This is a genomic window from Kitasatospora sp. NPDC086791 (assembly GCF_040685975.1).
In the GTDB taxonomy this organism is placed as follows: Bacteria; Actinomycetota; Actinomycetes; order Streptomycetales; family Streptomycetaceae; genus Kitasatospora.
The window spans coordinates 117617-137848 of sequence record NZ_JBFBOC010000017.1; the positions used below are offsets into that span (position 1 = coordinate 117617).

Sequence of the window (20232 nt, forward strand, 5' to 3'; positions counted from 1 at the left end):
CGGGCGGCGCGGGGGTCACTACTCACAATGGCCCGAACGATGCAGAGGGCCGGGTCATGCTTGTCACGCTTACAGCGGTGCAGGTAGGCGGCTTCTTCGTTTCCGGGGTCGCGCTGTCGGCGATGTGGTTCCCGCGGACCTTCGACGCCATGGCGGAAGTCGGAGGGCGCACGATTGGTTGACAGGGCGGCGGCCGTGCGAAGCCGGCTGCGCCGAGGGCCTGTTCGGGGGAGAGGTGGCCCGGCGAGCCCAGTACGGATCCGGTGGCGGTCAGCGCGGCGCCCTCCGTCGCCCGCGCGATGCCGAAGTGGGTCCGGGAGTCGGTCCGGACGCGTTCGGCCAACCGTTCGGCGGTGTCCGGCAGTGCGGGCCCTCCTCATTGTGCTCCCGGGCCCTGCCGTCCGCCCGATGGCGCAGTCCCGACTCCCCGATCCGGTCGCGCTCCCGTTCGGGCCCGGGTCTGCGGGCCGACGCCGTCACCCTGACACGCCTTGCCGGGCGCCCAACACGGTCAGGAGTACCAGGAGGCCTCCGTCGGCCGCGCCCGCCGGGGCACCTCCCGGGCCGGCATGGGCCTGCGTTCGCCACCCTCGAGCAGGATGCTTACCGGCTCGCCACCGAAGGCACCCGGGAGCTCCACCTCGACCTCGACGTCGCGAGGCGGGTCGGTGGGCAGGACCGCGGTCATCACCGCGGTCCGGGCGCGACGGCCATGGACGCGGGCGGTGGCGACCTCCTTCCCGTCCACGAGGAGCTCCAGCTCTCGCGTTCCGCCCATCCGTACACCCACGGTGACCGAGCAGCCGGCGTGCTCGCAATGGAAGTGGTACTCGCGGCCCATGATCGCCTCCCTGCAGCACCTGGCGACAAAGCCCCTTCCCCTCCATCGTGGCACCGGGCGGCGGCTGCGTCAGCCCCGCATCCGCCGCCACAGTCGCCCACGTGTTCATGTCGGCGCGTTCCTCGGCGGCCTCTGGCTGCTTCGGCCAGAGCGCCTGAGGACTCATCGGTCAGGACCGTTCCAGGACAAGGACACTGACGGACAGTCATGTGATCATGGCTGCACGAAGACGTACACAGGACTGCCGACCGGTCGTGTCCGCGGAATCGGGTGACGCAGCGGCCTGAGCCCAGGCACTCCGTTCGGGAGCGCCTCCCGCAGGTCGGGCCCGACCATGGAGCGGTGCCCCCGGGCCCCGCCCTCGGCTGCGGGCGGGCGGCGCGGACGAGTCCACGGAGATCCCCGTCTGCCTCCTGACCACTGAGTTCGGCATTGACCTGGTAACGGTCGAAAGATGCGGCATCTGCCCTCTCCGGGCTGGGAGTTCGGCCAGGATGCGGGCCTCTGGCTACCGTGCGAGGCTGGCATCTGGAGCGCGTCGAGGTCCCACTCCGACCAGCGACGACCGATCCGGGTTCTTTCTCGGAAGGAGTCCGACCCTCCGGCCGCCTTCCACCCCTTCAGGGCCATCGTGACCGTCATTGCGGTCTCAAGACCTTCGGCCGACGAACAAGGCACTCGACCTCGAACGGTGCCGACACCGGTGCTCACCGAGAGAACGGAAGCTGAGACATGACATCACCTGACACCGATGAACTGGGACCGGTCGACTACCTCGTCGTCGAGTTCCCGCCGGCTACCTCACACTTCACCGGCGAGATGGCTGCAGAGCTCGACAAGCTGGTCACCGCGGGGACCATCCGGGTGCTGGACCTGGTCATCCTGACGAAGGGGGCGGACGGCGAGCTGGGCGTCATGGAGGTCGATGATCTCCAAGACGCCGGCGAACTGCGCGTCGCAGAGGCGCAGCTGGCCGGCCTGCTCGCCGAAGAGGACGTCGTCAATCTGGCTGCCGCCATGGAGCCCGGCACGACAGCCGGAGTGCTGGTCTGGGAGAACGTGTGGGCGGGGCCCTTCGCCGCCGCCGCGCGCCGCTCGGGAGGCCAGCTCATCGCGAACGGACGCATTCCGATCCAGGCCATCCTGGCCTCGATCGAAGCCGACGAGGAAGGAGAGTGAGATGCCTCTCGGACCCATGCGTAGAGGACGACGCGGCGTCATCGGCGCTCCCGTTGCTCGGACCGCGGCCGTCGTGGGCACAGCGGCCGTCGTCGCCCACGGCGTCGAGCGCCGCAGTGACCGGCGTGAGGACCGCCGGGACGACCGGGAGGACCGCCGGGAGGACCGCCGGGACCGGCGCTGACCTGGCCGGCCGGGAAACGACGGCAGCGGCCTCCACGGCCGCGCTGGGTTCCGGAAACGGTCCTGCGGACGTGGCCGTCACGTGCCGTCACGTCAGGTCAGGCTGGGCCCGGGCGGCCACGGCGTCGTCATCGGCCGCGACGCCGCCCTGGGAGCAGTGATCGAGCAATCCGAGCGCGCTCCTGCGGGTGCCGGAGCCCCGCTGAGCACATCGACCGGCGCGCGTGACCCCGGCGTCGGAGAGGGGATGCTCCGTGCCGGTCATCCGTCGGCGGGGCCCGCACAACGGAAGCCGATGTTGCCCTCGGCTGTCCACTCCCAGACGTTGCCGGTCATGTTGTGCAGGCCGTAGCCGTTCGGCGCGAAGGCGTCCACGGCGCAGGTGCCCAAGTAGCCGTCCTCGAGCGTGTTGCGGTCGGGGAAGGAGCCGTTCCACACGTTCATGCGGTGCCGGCCACCGGGGCGGAGTGCGTCGCCCCACGGGAAGGGCTGCTGGTCGAGCCCACCGCGGGCGGCGTATTCCCATGCGGCCTCGGTCGGCAGCCTTCGGCCCGCCCAGGTGCAGTAGGCGAGGGCGTCGTTCCAGGAGACGTGCACCACCGGGTGCCTCGCACGTCCGGCGGACGAGCCGGTAGCGGGAACGCACGGGCCGGATCACCAGCCGATCAGCCCACAAGCGGTACGTGGCCCGGGCTCTGCGGGTCGGGGTCTCAGCGGAGGCGCCGGCGCACCGGCCGGGCCCGGCCGGTCGGCTCCGGCGGGGCCAGCGCCTCGCGAAGATCGGGTGTGCGGGCTTTTGCGGCCTGGTACCAGGCTCCGTAGCGGGCGGCGAGGAACGGGGCCGACATGCCGTGGGCCAGCACGCTGAGGCCGATGGTGGCCGCCACGACCAGGCCGAGCTGGTGGACGCCCGGCACGTTCTCCTCCACCACCAGGAGTCCGAAGACCACGGAGGCCAGACCGCGCGGCCCGAACCAGCCGATGTAGGCCGCGGTGGGCCACCGAAAGCCGGCACCGGCCAGCGCGAGCGCCACCGGTACCATCCGAACGGCCGTCAGGCTGAGCACCGCGTACGTGACGATCCGCCAGTCCAGGTGTTCCAGTGCCGGACCGAGCAGCACCGCGCCGAAGACCAGAAAACTCAGCATCGCGAGCAGCCCTCCCAGGTACTCGGTCAGGTCGGCGGGCTGCCCGCCGGGGCCGTCCGCAGGGAGCGGTGGGGCCTGGCGCAGTCCGAGGGCGAAGGCGAACCCGGCCGTCCAGGCGGCGATGAACCCGCTGCCGTGCTCGGCTGTCGCCACGGTGTACGCGCCGCCGGCGACGGCCAGGACGAATACCTGCCGCCACTCGGCGGTCACCCAGCGTCTGGCCTGCGACCAGGGCAGCAGTCGCCCGCCTGCCCAGCCGACGGCCAGGCCCGTGGCCGTGCTGAGCAGCAGGGTCCGCCAGAAGACCCCGTCCACGCCCTCCTCGGAGGTGGCCGTGCCGGGGATCGCGGCCAGGAACAGGACGAAGAACGGCAGCACCAGCCCGTCGTTCAGGCCGCTCTCGACATTCAGCCCCTCACGAACGAGCGGCGGCACCCGGGGGCTGGTCATGGCTGCCTTGCCGAGCGCCGCGTCGGTGGGGGCCAGGATCGCAGCGAGCAGCGCGAGCTCCCAGCCGGTGAGGCCAGGCAGCAGGGGCCACGCCAGCAGCCAGCCGGCCCCGATCGTGACCGGCAGACCGAAGGCCAGCAGACGCAACGGCAGGAAGCCACCGGTGCGCAGGTCCCGACGACGTACGGTCATCGCGTCGGCGAAGAGGACCACGGCCAGCGCCGCCTCGACCAGCGTGCGCACCGGGCCGGCGTCGCGTTCCAGGTCGACGACGTCGAGGCCGGCGGGGCCGATGAGCACGCCGAGGCCGGTGAACAGCATCGGTGCCGACAGCGGCGTCGAGGCGAGCCGGCGTGAGAACAGTGCGTAGCCGCCGGTGAAGGTCGCCACGGCCGCCGCGGTCCAGGCACCGCTGCTGCTCATCCGAGCCGTCCTCTCTGCCAAGCCAGTGGCCGGCAGCGCCCGCAGCCGGGGGTGTGGTGGGTCGGATCGTCATTGTCGCGTGGCGGTGCGCGATGGTGCCGGGACATGCCGCCGGGGTGGTCCGTCCGGGGGCGTGTCCACGAGACGCGGCTGGTTCGCGATCGACCGGCCGTGAGGCGCCGACCTGCCCTCGTAGCGGTGCGAGGCTCGGCACTCGGCATCACACGAGCTGCGAGAGGCTCTGGCCCACCAACCAGAAGCCGATCACGAGTGAGAGCACGACGATCGCCTGCTCCTGGTGGTCGACGATCCACCGACGCAGTTGCTCCAGTCTCGTCTCGGCGGCGTCCGGCGCGAAGACGGTGTAGAACTCCATCGCCAGCTGGCTCGAGGTCGCGAGGACGCAGAAGGCGAACAAGGCGAACCAGGTGGCGGAGTCGGAGAGATCCGCCTGGGCCACCGAGGCGGCAGCGGCGGCCACCAGTCCCCACGGCTGGAGCAGTACCGCGATTCCGGCCGCTGACCAGGAGTTGGCCTGGTCGAGGTGTGCCTGCCATTTCGGGGTCTTGCGCCCGTGCGGTGCCTTGACTCGGCGCCGTTTGTGCTCGCCGTACGCGATCAGCCCGATGCCCACCACCAGCTTGACCACCACCGCAGCCGTCGACGGAGCCGAGTTCTTGGCCACCGGCTGACCGCCGGTCAACAAGAGCACTCCGGCGATCACCACGACCAGGCACGCCAGCCAGGAAAGGATGAAGGCGAGCCCCTTCCGGACACCCCGCTCGGCGGACAACAGCAGAACGAACGCGATGAGTGCGAGCGGTTCGAGCGTGATTCCCAGACCGATCACGATGAGTTCAAGGACCATCGTCAGCCACCTTCCTGACGTGCTGCCACGTGGATCAGCCGCCCCGGGGCGCTCCCACTGCGACGCTGCGGTGGTGACTCGACGGTCATCCGGACGGGCCGGGGTCATCGCTCGCCGGGTCACCCGGCCGGTCCGACGTGGGCCGGCCGGCATTCTGCTGCCGTCCCCCGGACTGCCCACGCCGGTCGAGGCCCCTGCGCACGGCCTCCAACATGACGTGTGCGACGACACCGACCAAGAACACGTCTGCGAGCATCTGCAGCACCGCCGTGCCCCTGGCCGCTCCCGACTTGGGGGCGATGTCACCGAAGCCCACGGTGGAGAAGACCGTGACCGTGAAGTACACGGCATCCGAGCGGGACAAGGACTCGGTGAAGGATTCCGGTTGGCTCCTCTCGAGGAGGAAGTAGCTCGTGGCGAAGAGCAGGATGAGCAGAGGAAAGACGGTCGCGAGTGCCGCAACGGCCCGCAGCCTCGGATACGGGGAACGACTGACCGACCGGGTCTGCCAGATGAGGAGGGCGGACACGGCGAGCAGGCCGAGGACGAGTGCGACCACTGTTCTGGCGCTGTAGGGCTCGTCCATCGGGAGCAGATAGTAAGCCGCCACCAGACCTGTGGCGGTCGCCAGCGGTCGTAGTAGTGCGCGCGCCAGGAGTCTGCGCCGCTTCCGCCGGGGAAGGTCCTCGTACTCCAGCTGCACCATCCCGCTGCCCATCGACTCAGGACCGCAACGACAACCGGTGAATCGCCATACCGGTCACGATGCAGGATGCGCGCGGATTCGGCGTCCCGAGTCCTCCCGGCGGGGTACGAATCTCCCGTTCGGCCCCATCCACCGCTGCCGACCGGAATGACTCCCCTGAGCTGCGGGAAAGACGTCGTCGTCGTTGCGCACCGTTGGGTCGCGCCGACGGCTCACGGCCTGCCGGGTCTCCCCGTCCGGAGTGCGACGAACGGACTCTGGACGGTTCCGCCGCGAACAGACCGCGCGACCACGAATCGAGCAGCCGGGGGTTGTGGCGGCGGCTCACCCCTTCGGAGGGATTTCGAATCGATGTGGTCTCCATGGGCCGGAATAGGTGCATCTATGCCGTTTACGAGGTTTTGCCAACCAGCAGCACACGCGGCTGCGGCCCGACGGGAGTGGCCATGACGGCGACAAAAAGGGGCGCGAACGACGGAAGACCTGATGCGAGAGCATCCACCCGCGGCACGGCGCCGACGGAGCCTTTGAGCCGGGCGGACCGAGTGGCGCTGGGGAAGGAAGCCCGCGGGGCAGCGCCACTGGAGGCGCACGGAGAATTCCGGTCGGGCGGATCGCGGGATCCGGTCGGGCTGCTGCTGGGCCAGGCGGCGTCGCGCGTGCCGGAACTGGTACCGGTACGGCACGGGCGCATGCTGGTGTCGCCGTTCACGTACTACCGCGGGGCCGCACTGCCGATGGCGGCGGACCTGGCCGGCACTCCTACCTCAGGTCTGCAGGTCCAGCTGTGCGGGGATGCGCATCTGTCCAATTTCGGCGCGTTCGCCTCGCCGGAGCGACGACTGGTCTTCGACGTCAACGACTTCGACGAGACTCTGCCCGGACCCTTCGAGTGGGATGTCAAGCGGCTCGCCGCGAGCCTGGCAGTGGCGGCGCGCGACAACGACTTCTCCGACAAGACCAGTCGCAAGATCGTCCTCGCGGCGGCCAAGGGCTACCGCAATGCGATGCGCCGCTTCGCGAAGCAGCCCTTCCTGGACGTCTGGTACGCGCACCTGGACATCGAGGAGGTCATGGGCGAGTTCAGGTCCCAGGTCAAGGCGAAGAGGTTCAAGGCGGCCGAGGCCATGCTGGCCAAGGCCCACACCCGCGACAGCACACAGGCGTTGGGCAAGCTCACTACCCTGGTCGACGGTCGGCGGCAGATCATCAGTGACCCCCCGACGGTCGTACCCGTCGAGGAGGTGTTCAGTGATGTGCAGGCCGACGCGATCTACGAGCTGATCCGCACGGTGCTGGGCAAGTACCGGCGCACCCTGCAGTCCGACCGGCGACACCTGCTCAACCAGTTCACACTGGTCCAGATGGCCCGCAAGGTCGTCGGGGTCGGCAGCGTGGGCACCCGCGCCTGGATCGCGCTGATGGACGCCGGAGACGGTATCGAACCTCTGTTCCTGCAGGCCAAGGAGGCCCAACCCTCCGTCCTGGCCGAGTACCTCGGGCGCAGCCAGTACAACAACCAGGGTGAGCGCGTCGTCGCCGGACAGCACCTCATGCAGGCCCAGAGCGACATCTTCCTCGGCTGGACCCGCGTCACCGGCCAGGACGGAGTGGACCGCGACTTCTACGTACGCCAGCTGCGTGACTGGAAGTTCTCCGCACCGATCGAGGAGATGATCCCCTCGGGCATGGCGGTGTACGGCCGGCTGTGCGGGTGGACCCTGGCCCGGGCCCACGCCCGATCCGGTGACCGGGTCGCGCTGGCCGCCTACCTCGGCGGCTCCGACCGGTTCGACCAAGCCATCGCGGATTTCGCCGAAGCCTACGCCGATCAGAACGAGAAGGACTTCGCCGCCCTGCAGATCGCCGTGAAAGAGGGCAGAGCCGAAGCCGTCACCGGGGTCTGACGTGTGCTTCGCCCCGTGCGTCCCCGGCTCCCGGCACCTCCCGCTCGCCGAACTCCCCGCCGACCGCCGCATCGTCCGGCACTGCGCCGGCGGCAGCCGGCCCCCCATCGCCGCCGGCCTGTTGCGCGGCCACGGCCACCCCGGTGTCCACGACCTCATCGGGGGCTACGCCGCGTGGTCCGCCACCCCGGACCAGTAGCGCGGGAACGGGTGCGCCGGGGCCCGCCCGGCGTACCCGTGGCGCAGGGAGGATCCATATGGACGGCCGCCCCGACGGGCCTGGGGAAGATAATTGAACATGTTCAGAATTCTGGGCTAGGCTGGGGCGCCACGAACAGGGGGGAACAGCATGAAGGTCGTCATTCCCGGTGGATCCGGAGCCCTCGGCACGCTGCTCGACCGCGGCCTGACCGCCGCCGGACACCAGGTGGTCACCCTGAGCCGCAGGCCCGCCGGCCCCCGGCAGGTCGGCTGGGACGGGCGCACGCTCGGCGCCTGGGCGGCGGAGATCGACGGCAGCGACGTCGTGCTCAACCTCGCCGGCCGCAGCGTCAACTGCCGCTACACGGAGGGGAACCGGCGCGAGATGATGGACTCCCGGGTCCGCTCCGCCCGGGTCGTCGGCCAGGCGATCGCGACCGCCCGGCGCCCGCCCGCCGTCTGGCTGCAGATGAGCACCGCCACCGTCTACGCCCACCGCCACGACGCCCCGAACGGCGAACCCGACGGCCTGATCGGCGGCGCCGAACCCGACACCCCGGCCTCCTGGCGGTACAGCGTCGACATCGCCCGGGCCTGGGAGGACGCCCAGACGGAAGCCGACACCCCGGCCACCCGCAAGGTCGCGCTGCGCACCGCCGTCGTCCTCGGCCCCGAGCGCGGCGGCGCCTTCGACTCGCTCTCCTGGCTGGCCCGCCTCGGCGTCGGCGGCCCGATCGCGGGCGGCGCGCAGTACGTCTCCTGGATCCACGAACGCGACTTCGCCCGCGCCGTCGACTTCCTCGTCGCCCACGAGGAGCTGACCGGCCCGGTCAACCTCGCCGCCCCGAACCCGCTGCCCCAGCGCGCGTTCATGCGCGACCTGCGCACGGCCTGGGGCATGCCGCTGGGCCTGCCCGCCACGCGCTGGATGGCCGAGCTCGGGGCCTTCGCCCTGCGCTCCGAGACCGAACTCCTGCTGAAGAGCCGCCGCGTCGTCCCTACCCGTCTGCTCGACGCGGGCTTCGGCTTCGAGCACCCGCGCTGGCCGGCCGCCGCGCGCGACCTCGTCCGGCGCCTGCGCGGCCGGTAGCGGAGGGCAGCGGGAGACAGGGGAGCGAAGGGGCGCAAGGGGAGTCGAGACTCGGGCGGCGGGTTCGTCACGGCGCCGTCACGGCTCCGGACCCGCACGGTTCCGCACCGCGTGCCCTCGCCGGACTGTTCGCCCTGTTCGGCCGGCCCGGCCTGCCCGTCGACCGGCCGGGGTTCGCGAACGCCGTGCTCTCCGGGCCCGGACTGCCGCTCCTCCCGCCCCGCCCGAACGGCGCGTGCCGATCGGACCGGTGCCCACGCCCGAGGAGGCCTCCGCGGACGCGCCCGGCCTCGCGGAGGACGACCGGTACGTCGACGCGTACCGGCCCGGGAGGCGGCGGCCGCCGGCCGCGCCGGGCGGCCGCTCAGGAGGCCGCCAGGGCCCGCTCGCACTCCCGGCAGCGGCGGTCGGCCAGCTCGGGCGGGTACCAGGGCTCACCGGGGCGGGCGGGGGAGTAGTGGCTGTGCTCCATGGAGCGGGTGTCGCGCCGGCACAGCGTGGTCGGCTGGGGGTCCTCGGGGACGTCGGGATCGGCGCCGGCGGCGTGGACGGCCAGCACTCCGGGCCCGACGCCCTCGGCGCCCAGGGCCTGCTCGGGCTCCAGCTCGAACAGCACGATGATCGAGGCCATGTCTCCGACGGTGCGCCGGGACGGGCCGCTCCGCACGCCGGACCGCTCACGCGTGGGACGGGCCGGGCGCGCGGGCTACGGCTCCAGCAGCCGGTCCAGCACCCGCCCGAAGACGACGCGGGCCACGGAGGCGACGACCGGATCGGCGAGTCGGGGCAGACCCGCGATCCACAGCTCCTCCGTCCAGACCGCCGCGCTGCCGCCGCCCACCGCCCGGACCCGCAGCACGGCTCCGCCGCGCACCGGGCGGCCGCGCTTGACCAGTCGGCAGAGCCCGTCGCGTCCGGGGGCGGGAGCGACCAGCTCGACGATCTCCATCGGGTCGTCGAACCGCAACGGCCCGAGGGCCGTCCGGGCCAGGACCAGGTCACCGACCTCCCGGCCGGTGCCCCGGGCAACGCCGACCCGGGTGAACGGCACCCGTTCCCCGTGCCGGGGCCAGGCGGTCAGCCGCTCCCAGCAGGCGGCCGGCGGCAGCGGTGAACGGCGGGTCAGGACGAAACGTGCCATGCGGCCCACCGTAGTGCCGCCGGGCCGCAGGGACTCCGCTCGCGGGGCCGCCGGTACCCCGCCCGCCGTTACGCCCGGTCGCCCAGCAGGGCCGCCACCGCCGACAGGTCGCCGTCCTCGCCGAGCAGCACCACCACCGGCGGGTGCGCCGGTGCGCCCAGCCGGGCGATCTCGAACGCGGCGGCACCGAGCCCCGGCGGGGCGACCAGGGCGACCGGCGCGCGGGACTCCGCCAGCGGCCCGAGCACCGGCCGGTAGGCGGCCGGGGGCCGGTCGTCCCCGCCGGGGCGCAGCACGCCGAGGGCCTGCGGGCCGGTCCAGTCGCGGGCGGCGCCGGGGTAGCCGGTGCCCGGGGCCCCGGGCGGGGGCAGCAGCAGGACCCAGCCCGCGCCCGGCCGGGCGGCCCGGCGCAGCACCTCCAACCGGACCGCCGGGCCGACGGCGTCGGGGAAGCCCGGGCAGTCGGTGGCGCCCCGGCAGTGCGCGGGGCCCGGGTCGTCCGGGGACTGCACCGGGTCGTCCGGGGACTGCGCGGTGCTGTCCGGGGATTGCCCGGTGTCGTCGCCCGGCTCGCCCAGCCGGGGCGCCGGCTGCCCGGCGAGGGTGGAGCGCAGCACCTCGGTGGTGCTCAGCCCGCTCGGCAGGTCCGGGAACGTGCGCAGCAAGTGGGCGCTCTGGCTGAGGAGTTCGACGGCGTCCTGGTCGGCGAGCAGGGCGCGGTCGTGGGTCGCGGTGAGGACCAGCCCGCCGGTGGCGTCGTAGTGGGCGGCGAGGGTGATCGGGTACGAGGTGAAGGTGCCGGCCGGTGCCGGGCTCTCGACGTGGATGCCGTGCGCGGCCAGGTCGCTCTCCAGCCGCGAGTGGTGGGCGGTGGTCGGCTGGTGTTCCAGGACGACCAGGCTGTTCGGCCGCGGTCCGCGCGCGCCGGGCGTCCAGCGGTGCGCCTGCCCCGGTGCGACCCACTCGTACGCGGCCAGGTCGAGCACCCCGTCGCGCAGCGCCGCGAGCAGCTGCGGCATGGTGGTGCCCGGGTGCAGCCGGACCGAGATCGGCAGCGGGTTGCGCAGCGCGCCGGGCAGCCGTTCGACGCCGTCCAGCGGGATGCCCCGGCCGGAGACGGTCACCGCGAAGCCGACCCGCACCGCCCGGGCCGGGCGGCGGGGTCGGCCGGACTGTGCGGCGCGGTACAGCAGCAGCGCCCAGGCGGCCTGCAGGGCGCTGCTCTCGCCCGCGCCCCAGGTGGCCGCCCAGCCGCGTAGCCGCACCGCCTCGTACGGGGTGAGCCGGCGCCGGGCCCGGCCGCTGCCGCGCCGGCGTGGGTCCTGGGCGAGCGGCAGGACGGCTGTGGCGCCGGGCCGGGTGGACCAGAACTGCCTTGCCGCGTCGGCTTCTTGGGCCTGAAGCCAGCGGGCGTGGTCGCGCACGTCGGGGCGGCGCTCGCCGCCGGGCAGGACGCCGTCGGCCAGGTAGGCGCGGTAGAAGGACTGCAGCAGCAGGCGCACGCTCCAGCTGTCGAGCATCGCGTGGTGGTAGCTGAGCAGCACCCGGGTGGCGGGGCCCTCGTCGGCGTCCGGCGCGGCGTCGAGCAGGGTGGCGCGCAGCAGGGCGGGGCGGCGCAGGTCGAAGCCGCGCCGGCGGTCGGCGGCGAGCAGGTCGTCCCAGTCGGCGGTGCCGTGCGGGTGCCGGGTGACCTCGGGGGCGGCGCGGTCGTGCAGCACCATCCACGGCTCGCCCCCGCCGCCGTTCTCGCCGTCCTCGTCCCAGTCGAAGGCCGCGCGCAGCACGGTCTCGCGGTCCATGACGGACTGCCAGGCGGCGGTGAAGCGCTCGGTGTCCAGCGGCCCGTGCCAGTTCCAGGACAGCTGCTCGACGTGCCGTCCGCCGTGGTCCGGCTGCCCGAGGACCTGGCGCAGCATCTCCCGCTGCAGCGCGCTGGTGGGTACGGTGACGGGTTCCGGCGGGTGTGCCAGCGCCTCGCGCAGCTCCTCCAGCAGCTCGGCGGCCTGCCCGGGCGGCCCGGGTGCGAGGCCAACGAAGAGCCGCTGCGGCCGGTCCTGCCCGTCCTCGACCAGGACGGCCCGCAGCGGCGGCCCGGCGGCCAGGCCGCGCCCCAGTTCGACGAGCACCCGGTCGAGGTCCTCCGGGCGGTCCGCCGTCCGCCGCCACAGCGGGTCCGGGCCGCCGGACGGTCCCGCGGCCCGCGGCTCGTCGGCCTCCGGTTCGCCGGTCTCCGGCGGGGCGGCGCGCAGAACGGCCCGCAGGGCGGTCCGCAGTGCGTCCGGCCGGTACGTCCGGTGCAGTTCGACCAGCAGGAACTCCTTCGCCCCGGCGGGCGGGGCGGCGTCCGGCCGGGGCCGGGGCCGGGCCGTCGTGCGGGCCGGTGCGGCGCTCACGGCCCCCGCGTCGGGCCGCCTCGGCGGGCGGGCGGCGGGCAGGCAGGGCTCGGGCGCGGGTGTCGGCGCGGCTGCGCCGGACACCAGCAAGGTGACGGGTGCGCTGGCGAACTGACGGTACGTCATCACTGATCAGCGGGCACCGGAGCCCGAGTCCTTCCCGTGGGCCGGCCAGGATCGCGCCGGGGTTACTGGGTGGCGAGCCCGCCGCAGACGTTGAGCGCCTGGGCGGTGATGCTGGCGGCGGTCGGGGTGGTGAGGTAGCCGGCCAGCGAGGCGACCTCCTCGGGCGTGGTGTAGCGGCCGAGCGGGATGTGCGTCTGGAAGTGCTGGTGGATGGTCTCCGGGGTGGTGTTGTAGGCGGTGGCGTACTCGTGGTGGATCCGGGTGGTGTGCGGGGTCTGGACGTAGCCGGGGCAGATGGCGTTGACGGTGGTGCCGGTGGGGGCCAGTTCCTTGGCCAGCGCCCGGGTGAAGCCGATCACGGCGTGCTTGCTCGCGGTGTACGGCGCGCCCAGGGTGACGGCCTGTTTCCCGGCCGTGGACGCGATGTTGATGATGCGCGGGTGCGTGGTGGTGGTGATGTGACCGTGCCGGAGCGTCTCCCGGGTGACCAGGAAGACGGCGTTCAGGTTGGTGTCGATGACGTCGTACCACAGGTCGTCGGTGGTGGTCGCGGTGGGCCCGCCGCCGGTGCGTCCGGCGTTGTTGACCAGCACGCTGATCGGGCCGTGGGTGGCGACCGCGTGCCGGATCAGCTTGGCGACCTGGTTGGGGTCGCGGACGTCGCAGGTGAGGCCGTCGGCCTGGTGGCCCTCCTCGCGCAGGGTGACCACCGCCTGGTCGATGTGCTGGGTGGTGCGGGCGCAGATGAAGACACGGTGGCCGCGGCTGCCGAGTTCGCGGGCGATGGCCAGGCCGATGCCGCGGGTACCGCCGGTGATCAGGGCGAGGGGTTGCTCGGGTGCGGTGGTCATGACGCGTCCTGTGGGTGAGGGCTGGGAGAGGTCGGCGGGACGGCCGTCCGGACGGGGCTCAGGCCGGGTACAGGTTGTAGGTGGTGGGGTGGGCGGTGGTGGGCGTGTTGAGGGTCGGGTCGAGGGTGAGGATCGCGTGCTGCAGGTGCTGCAGGTGCGGGGAGGGCTGGATGCCGAGTTCGCTGGTCAGCCGGTGCCGCAGGTGGTGGTAGGCGGTGAGGGCGCTGGTCTGCCGGCCGGCGCGGTAGAGCGCGACCATGGCCTGGGCGTGCAGGCCCTCGTGGTGCGGGTGCTGGTGGGTCAGGTGGGTGAGCTCGGGGATCAGTTCGTTGTGCCGGCCGAGCCTCAGGTCGGTGTCGATCCGCCGTTCCAGGGTGATCAGCCGGCTCTCCTCCAGGCGCATGATCTCGATGGTGAGGATCGGCCCGGGCCGGACGTCGACCAGGGCCGGTCCGTGCCAGAGCGCGAGGGCCTGGCGGAAGTGGGTGGCGGCCTGGTGGTCGTGGCCGTGGTTGAAGGCGTGCTGGCCCTGGGTGATCAGCAGGTTGTAGGTGTGGACGTCCAGGTTGTCCGGGTGCGTGGTGAGCTGGTAGCCGCCGTGACGGGTGGTGAGGATGTCCTTGGCGGTGGTGTGCGGGGTCGCCCCGAGGGCGTGGGTGATGCGGCGGCGCAGCTGCAGGATGTACGTCTGCATGGTGGTGAGCGCCTGTCTGGGCGGGTCGTCGCCCCAGATCTCCTCGATCAGGGTGGCCGTGGGCAGGATCCGGTTCGGGTAGAGCGACAGGAGGGCGAGGATCTGACGCTGTTTGGCGGCGGTGGGGACGACGGAGATGCCGTTGAGGTCGGCGGTGAGCGGGCCGAGGACTCCGAGCTGCATGGCGGTTCTCCTTTCGTGCGCGGGACGGTTGTCGGTGCGCGTGACGTGCGCTGGTGCGCGGGGTCGGTCGGCCGAGGGAGCCAGGGTGACCGAATCTGTCGGATGCATGTTCGAATTGAAGGAACGGTGGGGGCTGTGTCGCACCATAGCTGCGGCCGGGGGGCCGGGCCGGATTCCTCTAGTCCCCGTCGAGCACGGTTCCGGGTGCCCTGAGGTGGGATTCCGGATCCCGTGCGGAGGAGTGGATCTGATGGCCGGTCAGGCTCGGTCGGTCAAAAGCTTGGCAAAGTCCGGTCGCTCCTCTGGAAGTGCCATTGCACATGTCACATCATGCTCCCCATGAGAAAAGCCATCGCCCTGCTCGCGGCCGTCACGGCCGTCGCCGCCCTCGGCGGAACCTCCGCCTCCGCCGCCGGACCCGATGCCGCCGACCTGGCCGACACCGGCCAGGGCAAGCTCGTCTGGAGCTCCTGCAACGATGCCGCCACCCCCGCGCTGCAGTGCGCGATGCTCGACGTCCCGGTGGACTACGCCGACCCGCACGGACGGAAGGTCTCCGTCAAGCTGAACCGGCTCCCCGCGACCGCGCCCAAGGACAAGCAGCAGGGCCCGATCCTGCTCAACCCCGGCGGCCCCGGCGACTCCGGGCTCTGGATGCCGGTGTCCGTCTCCTCCGCGATCCCGGCGGACGTCGCCTCGACCTACGACTGGATCGGCTTCGACCCGCGCGGCACCAACGGCAGCGACCCCCACGTGGTCTGCGACGCCCACTACTTCGACGCCGAGCGCCCCGACTACCAGCTGAGCCAGGGCACCTCGAAGGCCTGGCTGAAGAAGGCGGCCGGCTACGCCGCCGACTGCGCGGCCGACTGGTCCTGGCTGCTGCCGCACATGACCACCGTCGACAACGCCCGCGACATGGACAGCATCCGCCGGGCACTGGGCGTCCCGAAGATCAATTTCTACGGCGGCTCCTGGGGCACCTCGCTGGGCTCCACCTACGGCCAGCTGTTCCCCTCGCACGTGCGCCGGATGGTGCTGGACAGCATCGTCGGACCGACCATCAGCTGGTACGACCACAACATCCTCCAGGACAAGGAACACCAGCGCCGCTTCGACGCCTTCGCGGCCTGGACCGCCAAGGCCGACTCCGTCTACCACCTGGGCACCGACGCCGCCGCCGTCGAGCAGGCCTACCACCAGGTCGAGGACGCGCTGCGGAAGGAGCCGGTGGACGCCACGCCCGCCCCCGGGAAGATCGGCCCGGCCGAGTTCGAGGACACCTTCTACGGCGGCGGCTACAACTTCCTGCGCTGGCCCCGGATGGCCACCGTGCTCTCCGCCTACCTCACCGGGCACGACACCCGCCCGCTGGCCATCGCGTACAACCGGTACGCGGCGCCGGGCCCCGATGACGGCACCTTCCCCGCGTACAACGCGGCGCAGTGCACCGAGAACGCCTGGCCGCGCGACTGGGAGGTCTGGAAGAAGGACCAGGCCAAGGTGAACGCGGTCGCGCCCTTCTACACCTATAACAACATGTGGTACAACGCCGCCTGCATGTTCTGGCCGTACCAGGGCAACCCGGCGGGCCGGCTGAAGATCACCGGCAAGGGCCTGCCCCCGGTCCTGCTCTTCCAGGCCACCGAGGACGCCGCCACCCCGTACGAGGGCGGGCTCGCCATGCACGACGCGCTGCCGGGTTCCAAGCTGGTGGTCCAGAACGGCGGCAGCTTCCACGAGATCCTCTTCCACGGCAACGCCTGCCTGGACGACACCTTCACCGCGTACCTGCGCGACGGCAGCCTGCCCGAGGGCAAGGGACGGATCGCCAAGACCTGTGCGCCCGAGGCCGATCCGGCGCCGGTGTACGTGACGCCGCCGCCGGCCGCCGCCCAGGCCGCGCCCATGGCCGCGCCCGCCGCCGGACTCGCGCCCACCGACCCGGAGGCCGTGCACGGCGTCCTGCGGTAGCGGACCGGACTCGGACTGCCGGGTGGCCCGCGAGGGCCGGGGGCTACCCGGCAGTCACCTCCACCGCTATGGTCTGTCCCCGTCAACCCCCGCCACCCTCACCCACCACCGGGATGACCATGAAGAGACTCGGAACGCGACTGCTGGCCCTGGCCGCGTGTCTGCCGGTACTCGCCGGGACGGCGGTCGGCACCGCCGCCGCGACCCCGACGGGCGCCACCGCCCCCACGGGCACCATCGCCGGGCAGTCGGTGGCGTCCTGGACCGGGCCGCTCAGCACCCGCGGCCGCTACATCGTGGACGCCAATGGCGACCGCTTCAAGCTGAAGGCCGCCAACTGGGCCGGGGCCCAGGGCACCTGGGAAGGCAGCGGCAACGTCGACGACCCCGCGAACAACCAGGCCGGACAGGTCTCGCACAACATCCCGCTGGGCCTGGACCGGGTGCCGATGGCCCGGCTCATGGCCGACTACCACGGGCTGGGCCTCAACAGCATCCGGCTGCCCTTCGCCGACGCGATGATCCACGACACCGCGCCGGTCCCGGACTCCGCCGTCGCCGCCAACCCGCAGCTGCGCGGCCGCACCCCGCTGCAGGTGTACGACGCCGTGGTGGCGGCGCTCACCGCCGACGGCTTCGCGGTCATCCTCAACAACCACACCACGAGCTACCGGTTCTGCTGCGGACTGGACGGCAACGAGCGCTGGAACAGCGGCCAGTCGACGCAGGCCTGGGAGGACGACTGGCTGTTCATGGTGAACCGCTACCGGGCGAACAAGCGGGTGGTCGGCGCCGACCTGCGCAACGAGGTCCGCCGCGACACCTGGGACGACCCCAACTGGGGCCTGGGCGACGCCCACGACGAGTACGCCGCCTTCGAGGAGGCGGGAAACCGGATCCTGCAGGCCGACCCGGACCTGCTCGTCATCATGGAGGGCATCAACTGGTACGGCATCCCGGCCGCGGGCTTCAGCCACGGCCGCCCGATGCTCACCCCGGTCCGCACCCTCTCCCACACCCTGCTCGACTCCGGCAAGCTGGTCTACTCGGCGCACTTCTACGCGTACACCGGCCCGGCCAACACCGGCGCGGGCAGCGGCCCGGGAGCGACCGGCGACCCCCGGTACGAGGACTTCACCCCCGAACAGCTCGCGCAGGTCGTCGACGACCAGGCGCTGTTCGTCACCCGGGCCGGGCAGCACTTCACCGCCCCGGTGTGGATCAGCGAGTTCGGCGCGGGCGGGCGCGGTTCCACCGACGTCAAGGAACAGGCCTGGCTGCACACCTTCACCGACCTGCTGGCCGCCCGCGACACCGACTTCGCGATCTGGCCGCTGGTCGGCTGGGCCGATCCCGCGGGCCGGCCGCTCGACACCTGGGCGCTGCTCTCCTACGACCCGGCCGGCCGGCGGACCGGCCTGACCGACCCGGGCGACTGGCGGGCCGCCGACTGGCACAAGCTGGTCGACGCCCCCGCGCTGACCGGCCCGGTGGCGCGGACGGACCACTGGAACCTGCTCGACCTCGACCACGGCGACCAGAACGTCTCGCGTCGGATGCTCGGCGTGGGGGACTGGAGCATCGGCAACCGCAAGGGCGACTGCCCGGACGGCCAACGGCTGGTCGGCCTCGGCCGCGGCGACAGCCGGGGCCTGTGCACCGATGCCGGCGAACCCGCGACGGGCACCGGGGACTGGGTCACCGTCACCGACGAACGGTACGTCACCGGCGGCGACTGGGCGCCGGGCTACACCAAGCTCCAGTGTCCGGACCGGACCTTCGCCGTCGGCTACAGCGTGCACGGCGACGCCATGTCCGCCCTGCTGTGCGCCCCCGCGGCCGGGCCGTTGCCGACCACCGGCCGCAACGTCTGGTTCGACCACGGCGACAACCGGCCCGCCACCGGTGGCTCGGCCGCCAGCGACTGGGCGCCCGGCCACTACAAGGGCCAGTGCGCGGACGACGAGTACCTCGCCGGCGTCGCCTACACCTGGAAGTGGCTGCACTACGGCGTCCCGGACGCCCTGCTCTGCCGCCCGCTCGCCTGAGCGCACGGCCTGCGGCCGGACAGGGTGTGGTCCGGCAGGTCCGGCAGGTCCCGGTCTGGTCGGGTCGGGTCAGCCGGCCGGAGGCGGCTCCTTCGGCCGGTCGGCGGTGGCGCGGGCACGCTCCCGCCACTGCCGCACCCCGGGCCCCTCCGGATCCCGGCGTCGGCCGAACTCCTCCAGGTGCCCGCACGAGGCGAGCATGGCGGCCCGCCGCCGCGGCCAGGGCGGGGCCGGGCCGCCGTAGGTGCGGAACAGTGGCCGAGGGCCCCGGCCCGGTCGGGACGGTGCGTGCGGACGATCCACTCGCACCCCGGGCAGGTGGCCGAGCGTGAGTGCGCCTGACTCCGCAGCGATCACCGGCGGCACCGGCAGCCGACCGCGGAGCCGTGCGGCATCGTCAGGGCTCACCCCCGCCGTTCCTCGGCCAGCAGCCCGAGCACCACCTGGTCCTCGAACCGCCCGCCCGCCCACGCCGAGCCGCGCAGCCGTCCCTCGACGGTGAAGCCGGCCGTGGCGGCGGTCCGGAGCATCGGCGTGTTGTCCGCGAGCGTCTCCAGCTGCAGCCGGTGCAGGCCGAGCACCGGGAAGGCGTAATGGCCGAGCACCCGCAGGACGTCGGCCGCGAGTCCGCGCCCCCGGTGGCCGGGCCGCAGGGCGACGCCCACGTGGGCACTGCGGTTGTGGGTGTCGATGCCCCACAGCAGGGCCTCCCCGGCCAGCTCCCCGGAGGCCGTCTCGACCACGGAGAAACAGGCGGCCTCCTCCGACTGCGCGCTGACCGCGTACGGCGACCGTGCCGACCCCGGCGGGAGGGGCCGCCATGGCCGGGAGTCGGACCGCGAGCGCGTCGCCACGTCGTCGTGGAGTTCGGCCTGGAGGACGGGGACGTCGGCCTCGTGCCGGGCCCGGAGGGTGATGTGGGTGCCATGTAGCATGTCACATGGTTAACACGGGGAACGCGGCCCTCGCCACCGGTTTTCCACCGCCGCCCGCGCGCCAGGGCGCCCTGCGGACCCAGCCCGGACGCCCGGCCCGGACGCCCGGCCCGGACGCCCGGCCCGGACGCCCGGCCCGTCGACCGCTCGCCCGTTCCATGGCGATTTCGCGTTGACGGCACCATCGCCTAGAGTGGTCCTACCGACGCGGGGTGGAGCAGCTCGGTAGCTCGCTGGGCTCATAACCCAGAGGTCGCAGGTTCAAATCCTGTCCCCGCTACTACCGCAAGCCGGGGTCGACGCCTGATGGGTGTCGACCCCGGCTTCGTCGTTGCCGGGTGTGCGCGGTCGCCGGACGCGTGCGCAGCCTCCGCGCCGACGCTCCCCGCCGGCGGATCGCGGTTCTTCCCCCGGACTCCTTCGGCCCGCCCGGGATTCCCGGTTCCCGCACGCGTGGCCGGCGTCACGAGCCCCCCGTCCCGGCCGTTCCGTTCGAATTCCGCGGCCATTTCCGGCGGAGGTCGAGGAGGGGTCGAGGGGTGCTGGAAAGGGCTTTCGGCCGTGGGTGGGGTGTGTTGTGGTGGGTGGCGGGGGCCGTGGCCGCGGGCGGGTCGGCAGCCGTGGGTGGGCGCAGCGCCGCTGGTGAGCGGTGTAGACGCTGACGCATGGAGCTGAGTGCGGTGGCTATGGTCCGCCCCGACCGGGGGGATTTGAATGGTGCCACGACGACGAACCGATCGGACGCGAGAGGCGCCACGGTACGTCGGACTCCTCTGATTCCTCCGTGTCTTCGAAATGAGGGTGATCGTGATGGCTGGTGTGGTGGATCTCGCGGTGGACGCGGGTGTGGTGCTGGTGGTGGGTGGTACGGGGAAGACGGGTCGGCGGGTG

At 72.7% G+C, this 20232-nt stretch carries 16 protein-coding genes, 1 tRNA gene and 1 pseudogene; 7 read left to right on the plus strand and 11 right to left on the minus strand.

Annotation, left to right across the window (positions count from 1 at the left end; translation table 11 throughout):
- Positions 1 to 511 precede the first annotated feature (511 nt).
- Positions 512 to 841 (minus strand): hypothetical protein, encoded by a 330-nt coding sequence (locus AB0Q99_RS22440; protein WP_363574429.1) that lies wholly within the window; start codon positions 839 to 841, stop codon positions 512 to 514.
- Between the two features lie 732 nt (positions 842 to 1573).
- Between AB0Q99_RS22440 and AB0Q99_RS22445 the strand changes: the two genes are divergently transcribed.
- Positions 1574 to 2020: a DUF6325 family protein gene (locus tag AB0Q99_RS22445; protein ID WP_363574431.1), complete on the plus strand. Its 447-nt coding sequence runs from the start codon at positions 1574 to 1576 to the stop codon at positions 2018 to 2020.
- Positions 2021 to 2506: 486 nt separating this feature from the next.
- Here AB0Q99_RS22445 and AB0Q99_RS22450 read toward each other — a convergent pair.
- The 4 genes and pseudogenes from AB0Q99_RS22450 to AB0Q99_RS22465 all read right to left on the minus strand — a co-directional run.
- A pseudogene (locus AB0Q99_RS22450) lies at positions 2507 to 2821 on the minus strand (SUMF1/EgtB/PvdO family nonheme iron enzyme); the annotation flags it as partial.
- A gap of 92 nt (positions 2822 to 2913) precedes the next feature.
- On the minus strand, positions 2914 to 4224 hold the full coding sequence (locus tag AB0Q99_RS22455) for a cation:proton antiporter (protein WP_363574433.1): 1311 nt from the start codon (positions 4222 to 4224) through the stop codon (positions 2914 to 2916).
- Positions 4225 to 4444: 220 nt separating this feature from the next.
- A complete protein-coding gene (locus AB0Q99_RS22460) occupies positions 4445 to 5092 on the minus strand; it encodes a GAP family protein (protein WP_363574435.1) in 648 nt (215 codons plus the stop codon).
- Positions 5093 to 5177: 85 nt separating this feature from the next.
- Positions 5178 to 5798 carry a potassium channel family protein gene (locus AB0Q99_RS22465; protein ID WP_363574437.1) on the minus strand — a complete coding sequence of 207 codons (621 nt, stop codon included), beginning with the start codon at positions 5796 to 5798 and terminating at the stop codon, positions 5178 to 5180.
- Positions 5799 to 6343: 545 nt separating this feature from the next.
- On the opposite strand from AB0Q99_RS22465, the gene AB0Q99_RS22470 reads away from it, so the two are divergent.
- The 3 genes from AB0Q99_RS22470 to AB0Q99_RS22480 all read left to right on the plus strand — a co-directional run bounded on the left by AB0Q99_RS22470 (position 6344) and on the right by AB0Q99_RS22480 (position 8996).
- The gene (locus AB0Q99_RS22470) at positions 6344 to 7705 is read left to right on the plus strand and encodes a DUF2252 domain-containing protein (protein ID WP_363574439.1); all 1362 of its coding nucleotides are present in this window, start codon (positions 6344 to 6346) and stop codon (positions 7703 to 7705) included.
- Position 7706: 1 nt separating this feature from the next.
- A complete protein-coding gene (locus tag AB0Q99_RS22475) occupies positions 7707 to 7904 on the plus strand; it encodes a rhodanese-like domain-containing protein (protein WP_363574441.1) in 198 nt (65 codons plus the stop codon).
- Between the two features lie 150 nt (positions 7905 to 8054).
- The gene (locus AB0Q99_RS22480; RefSeq protein WP_363574442.1) at positions 8055 to 8996 is read left to right on the plus strand and encodes a TIGR01777 family oxidoreductase; all 942 of its coding nucleotides are present in this window, start codon (positions 8055 to 8057) and stop codon (positions 8994 to 8996) included.
- Positions 8997 to 9360: 364 nt separating this feature from the next.
- Here AB0Q99_RS22480 and AB0Q99_RS22485 read toward each other — a convergent pair whose 3' ends face one another.
- The 5 genes from AB0Q99_RS22485 to AB0Q99_RS22505 form a co-directional block, all read right to left on the minus strand.
- Positions 9361 to 9627, minus strand: a complete 267-nt coding sequence (locus AB0Q99_RS22485; RefSeq protein ID WP_363574444.1) for a hypothetical protein — start codon at positions 9625 to 9627, stop codon at positions 9361 to 9363.
- 75 nt (positions 9628 to 9702) lie between these two features.
- Complete coding sequence (locus AB0Q99_RS22490) at positions 9703 to 10137, minus strand: SRPBCC family protein (RefSeq protein WP_363574446.1); 435 nt, start codon at positions 10135 to 10137, stop codon at positions 9703 to 9705.
- Positions 10138 to 10205: 68 nt separating this feature from the next.
- The gene (locus AB0Q99_RS22495) at positions 10206 to 12656 is read right to left on the minus strand and encodes a condensation domain-containing protein (RefSeq protein WP_363574448.1); all 2451 of its coding nucleotides are present in this window, start codon (positions 12654 to 12656) and stop codon (positions 10206 to 10208) included.
- A 62-nt stretch (positions 12657 to 12718) separates the two neighbouring features.
- Positions 12719 to 13507, minus strand: coding sequence for an SDR family NAD(P)-dependent oxidoreductase (locus AB0Q99_RS22500; protein ID WP_363574450.1), 789 nt, complete (start codon positions 13505 to 13507; stop codon positions 12719 to 12721).
- 58 nt (positions 13508 to 13565) lie between these two features.
- Positions 13566 to 14384 carry an AfsR/SARP family transcriptional regulator gene (locus AB0Q99_RS22505; protein ID WP_363574452.1) on the minus strand — a complete coding sequence of 273 codons (819 nt, stop codon included), beginning with the start codon at positions 14382 to 14384 and terminating at the stop codon, positions 13566 to 13568.
- Between the two features lie 339 nt (positions 14385 to 14723).
- On the opposite strand from AB0Q99_RS22505, the gene AB0Q99_RS22510 reads away from it, so the two are divergent.
- Positions 14724 to 16358: an alpha/beta hydrolase gene (locus AB0Q99_RS22510; protein WP_363574454.1), complete on the plus strand. Its 1635-nt coding sequence runs from the start codon at positions 14724 to 14726 to the stop codon at positions 16356 to 16358.
- Positions 16359 to 16471: 113 nt separating this feature from the next.
- Complete coding sequence (locus tag AB0Q99_RS22515) at positions 16472 to 18406, plus strand: cellulase family glycosylhydrolase (protein ID WP_363574456.1); 1935 nt, start codon at positions 16472 to 16474, stop codon at positions 18404 to 18406.
- 404 nt (positions 18407 to 18810) lie between these two features.
- On the opposite strand, the gene AB0Q99_RS22520 is transcribed toward AB0Q99_RS22515, so the two are convergent.
- On the minus strand, positions 18811 to 19341 hold the full coding sequence (locus AB0Q99_RS22520) for a GNAT family protein (protein ID WP_363574458.1): 531 nt from the start codon (positions 19339 to 19341) through the stop codon (positions 18811 to 18813).
- A gap of 206 nt (positions 19342 to 19547) precedes the next feature.
- On the opposite strand from AB0Q99_RS22520, the gene AB0Q99_RS22525 reads away from it, so the two are divergent.
- Positions 19548 to 19621, plus strand: a tRNA-Met gene (locus AB0Q99_RS22525).
- Positions 19622 to 20232 lie beyond the last annotated feature (611 nt).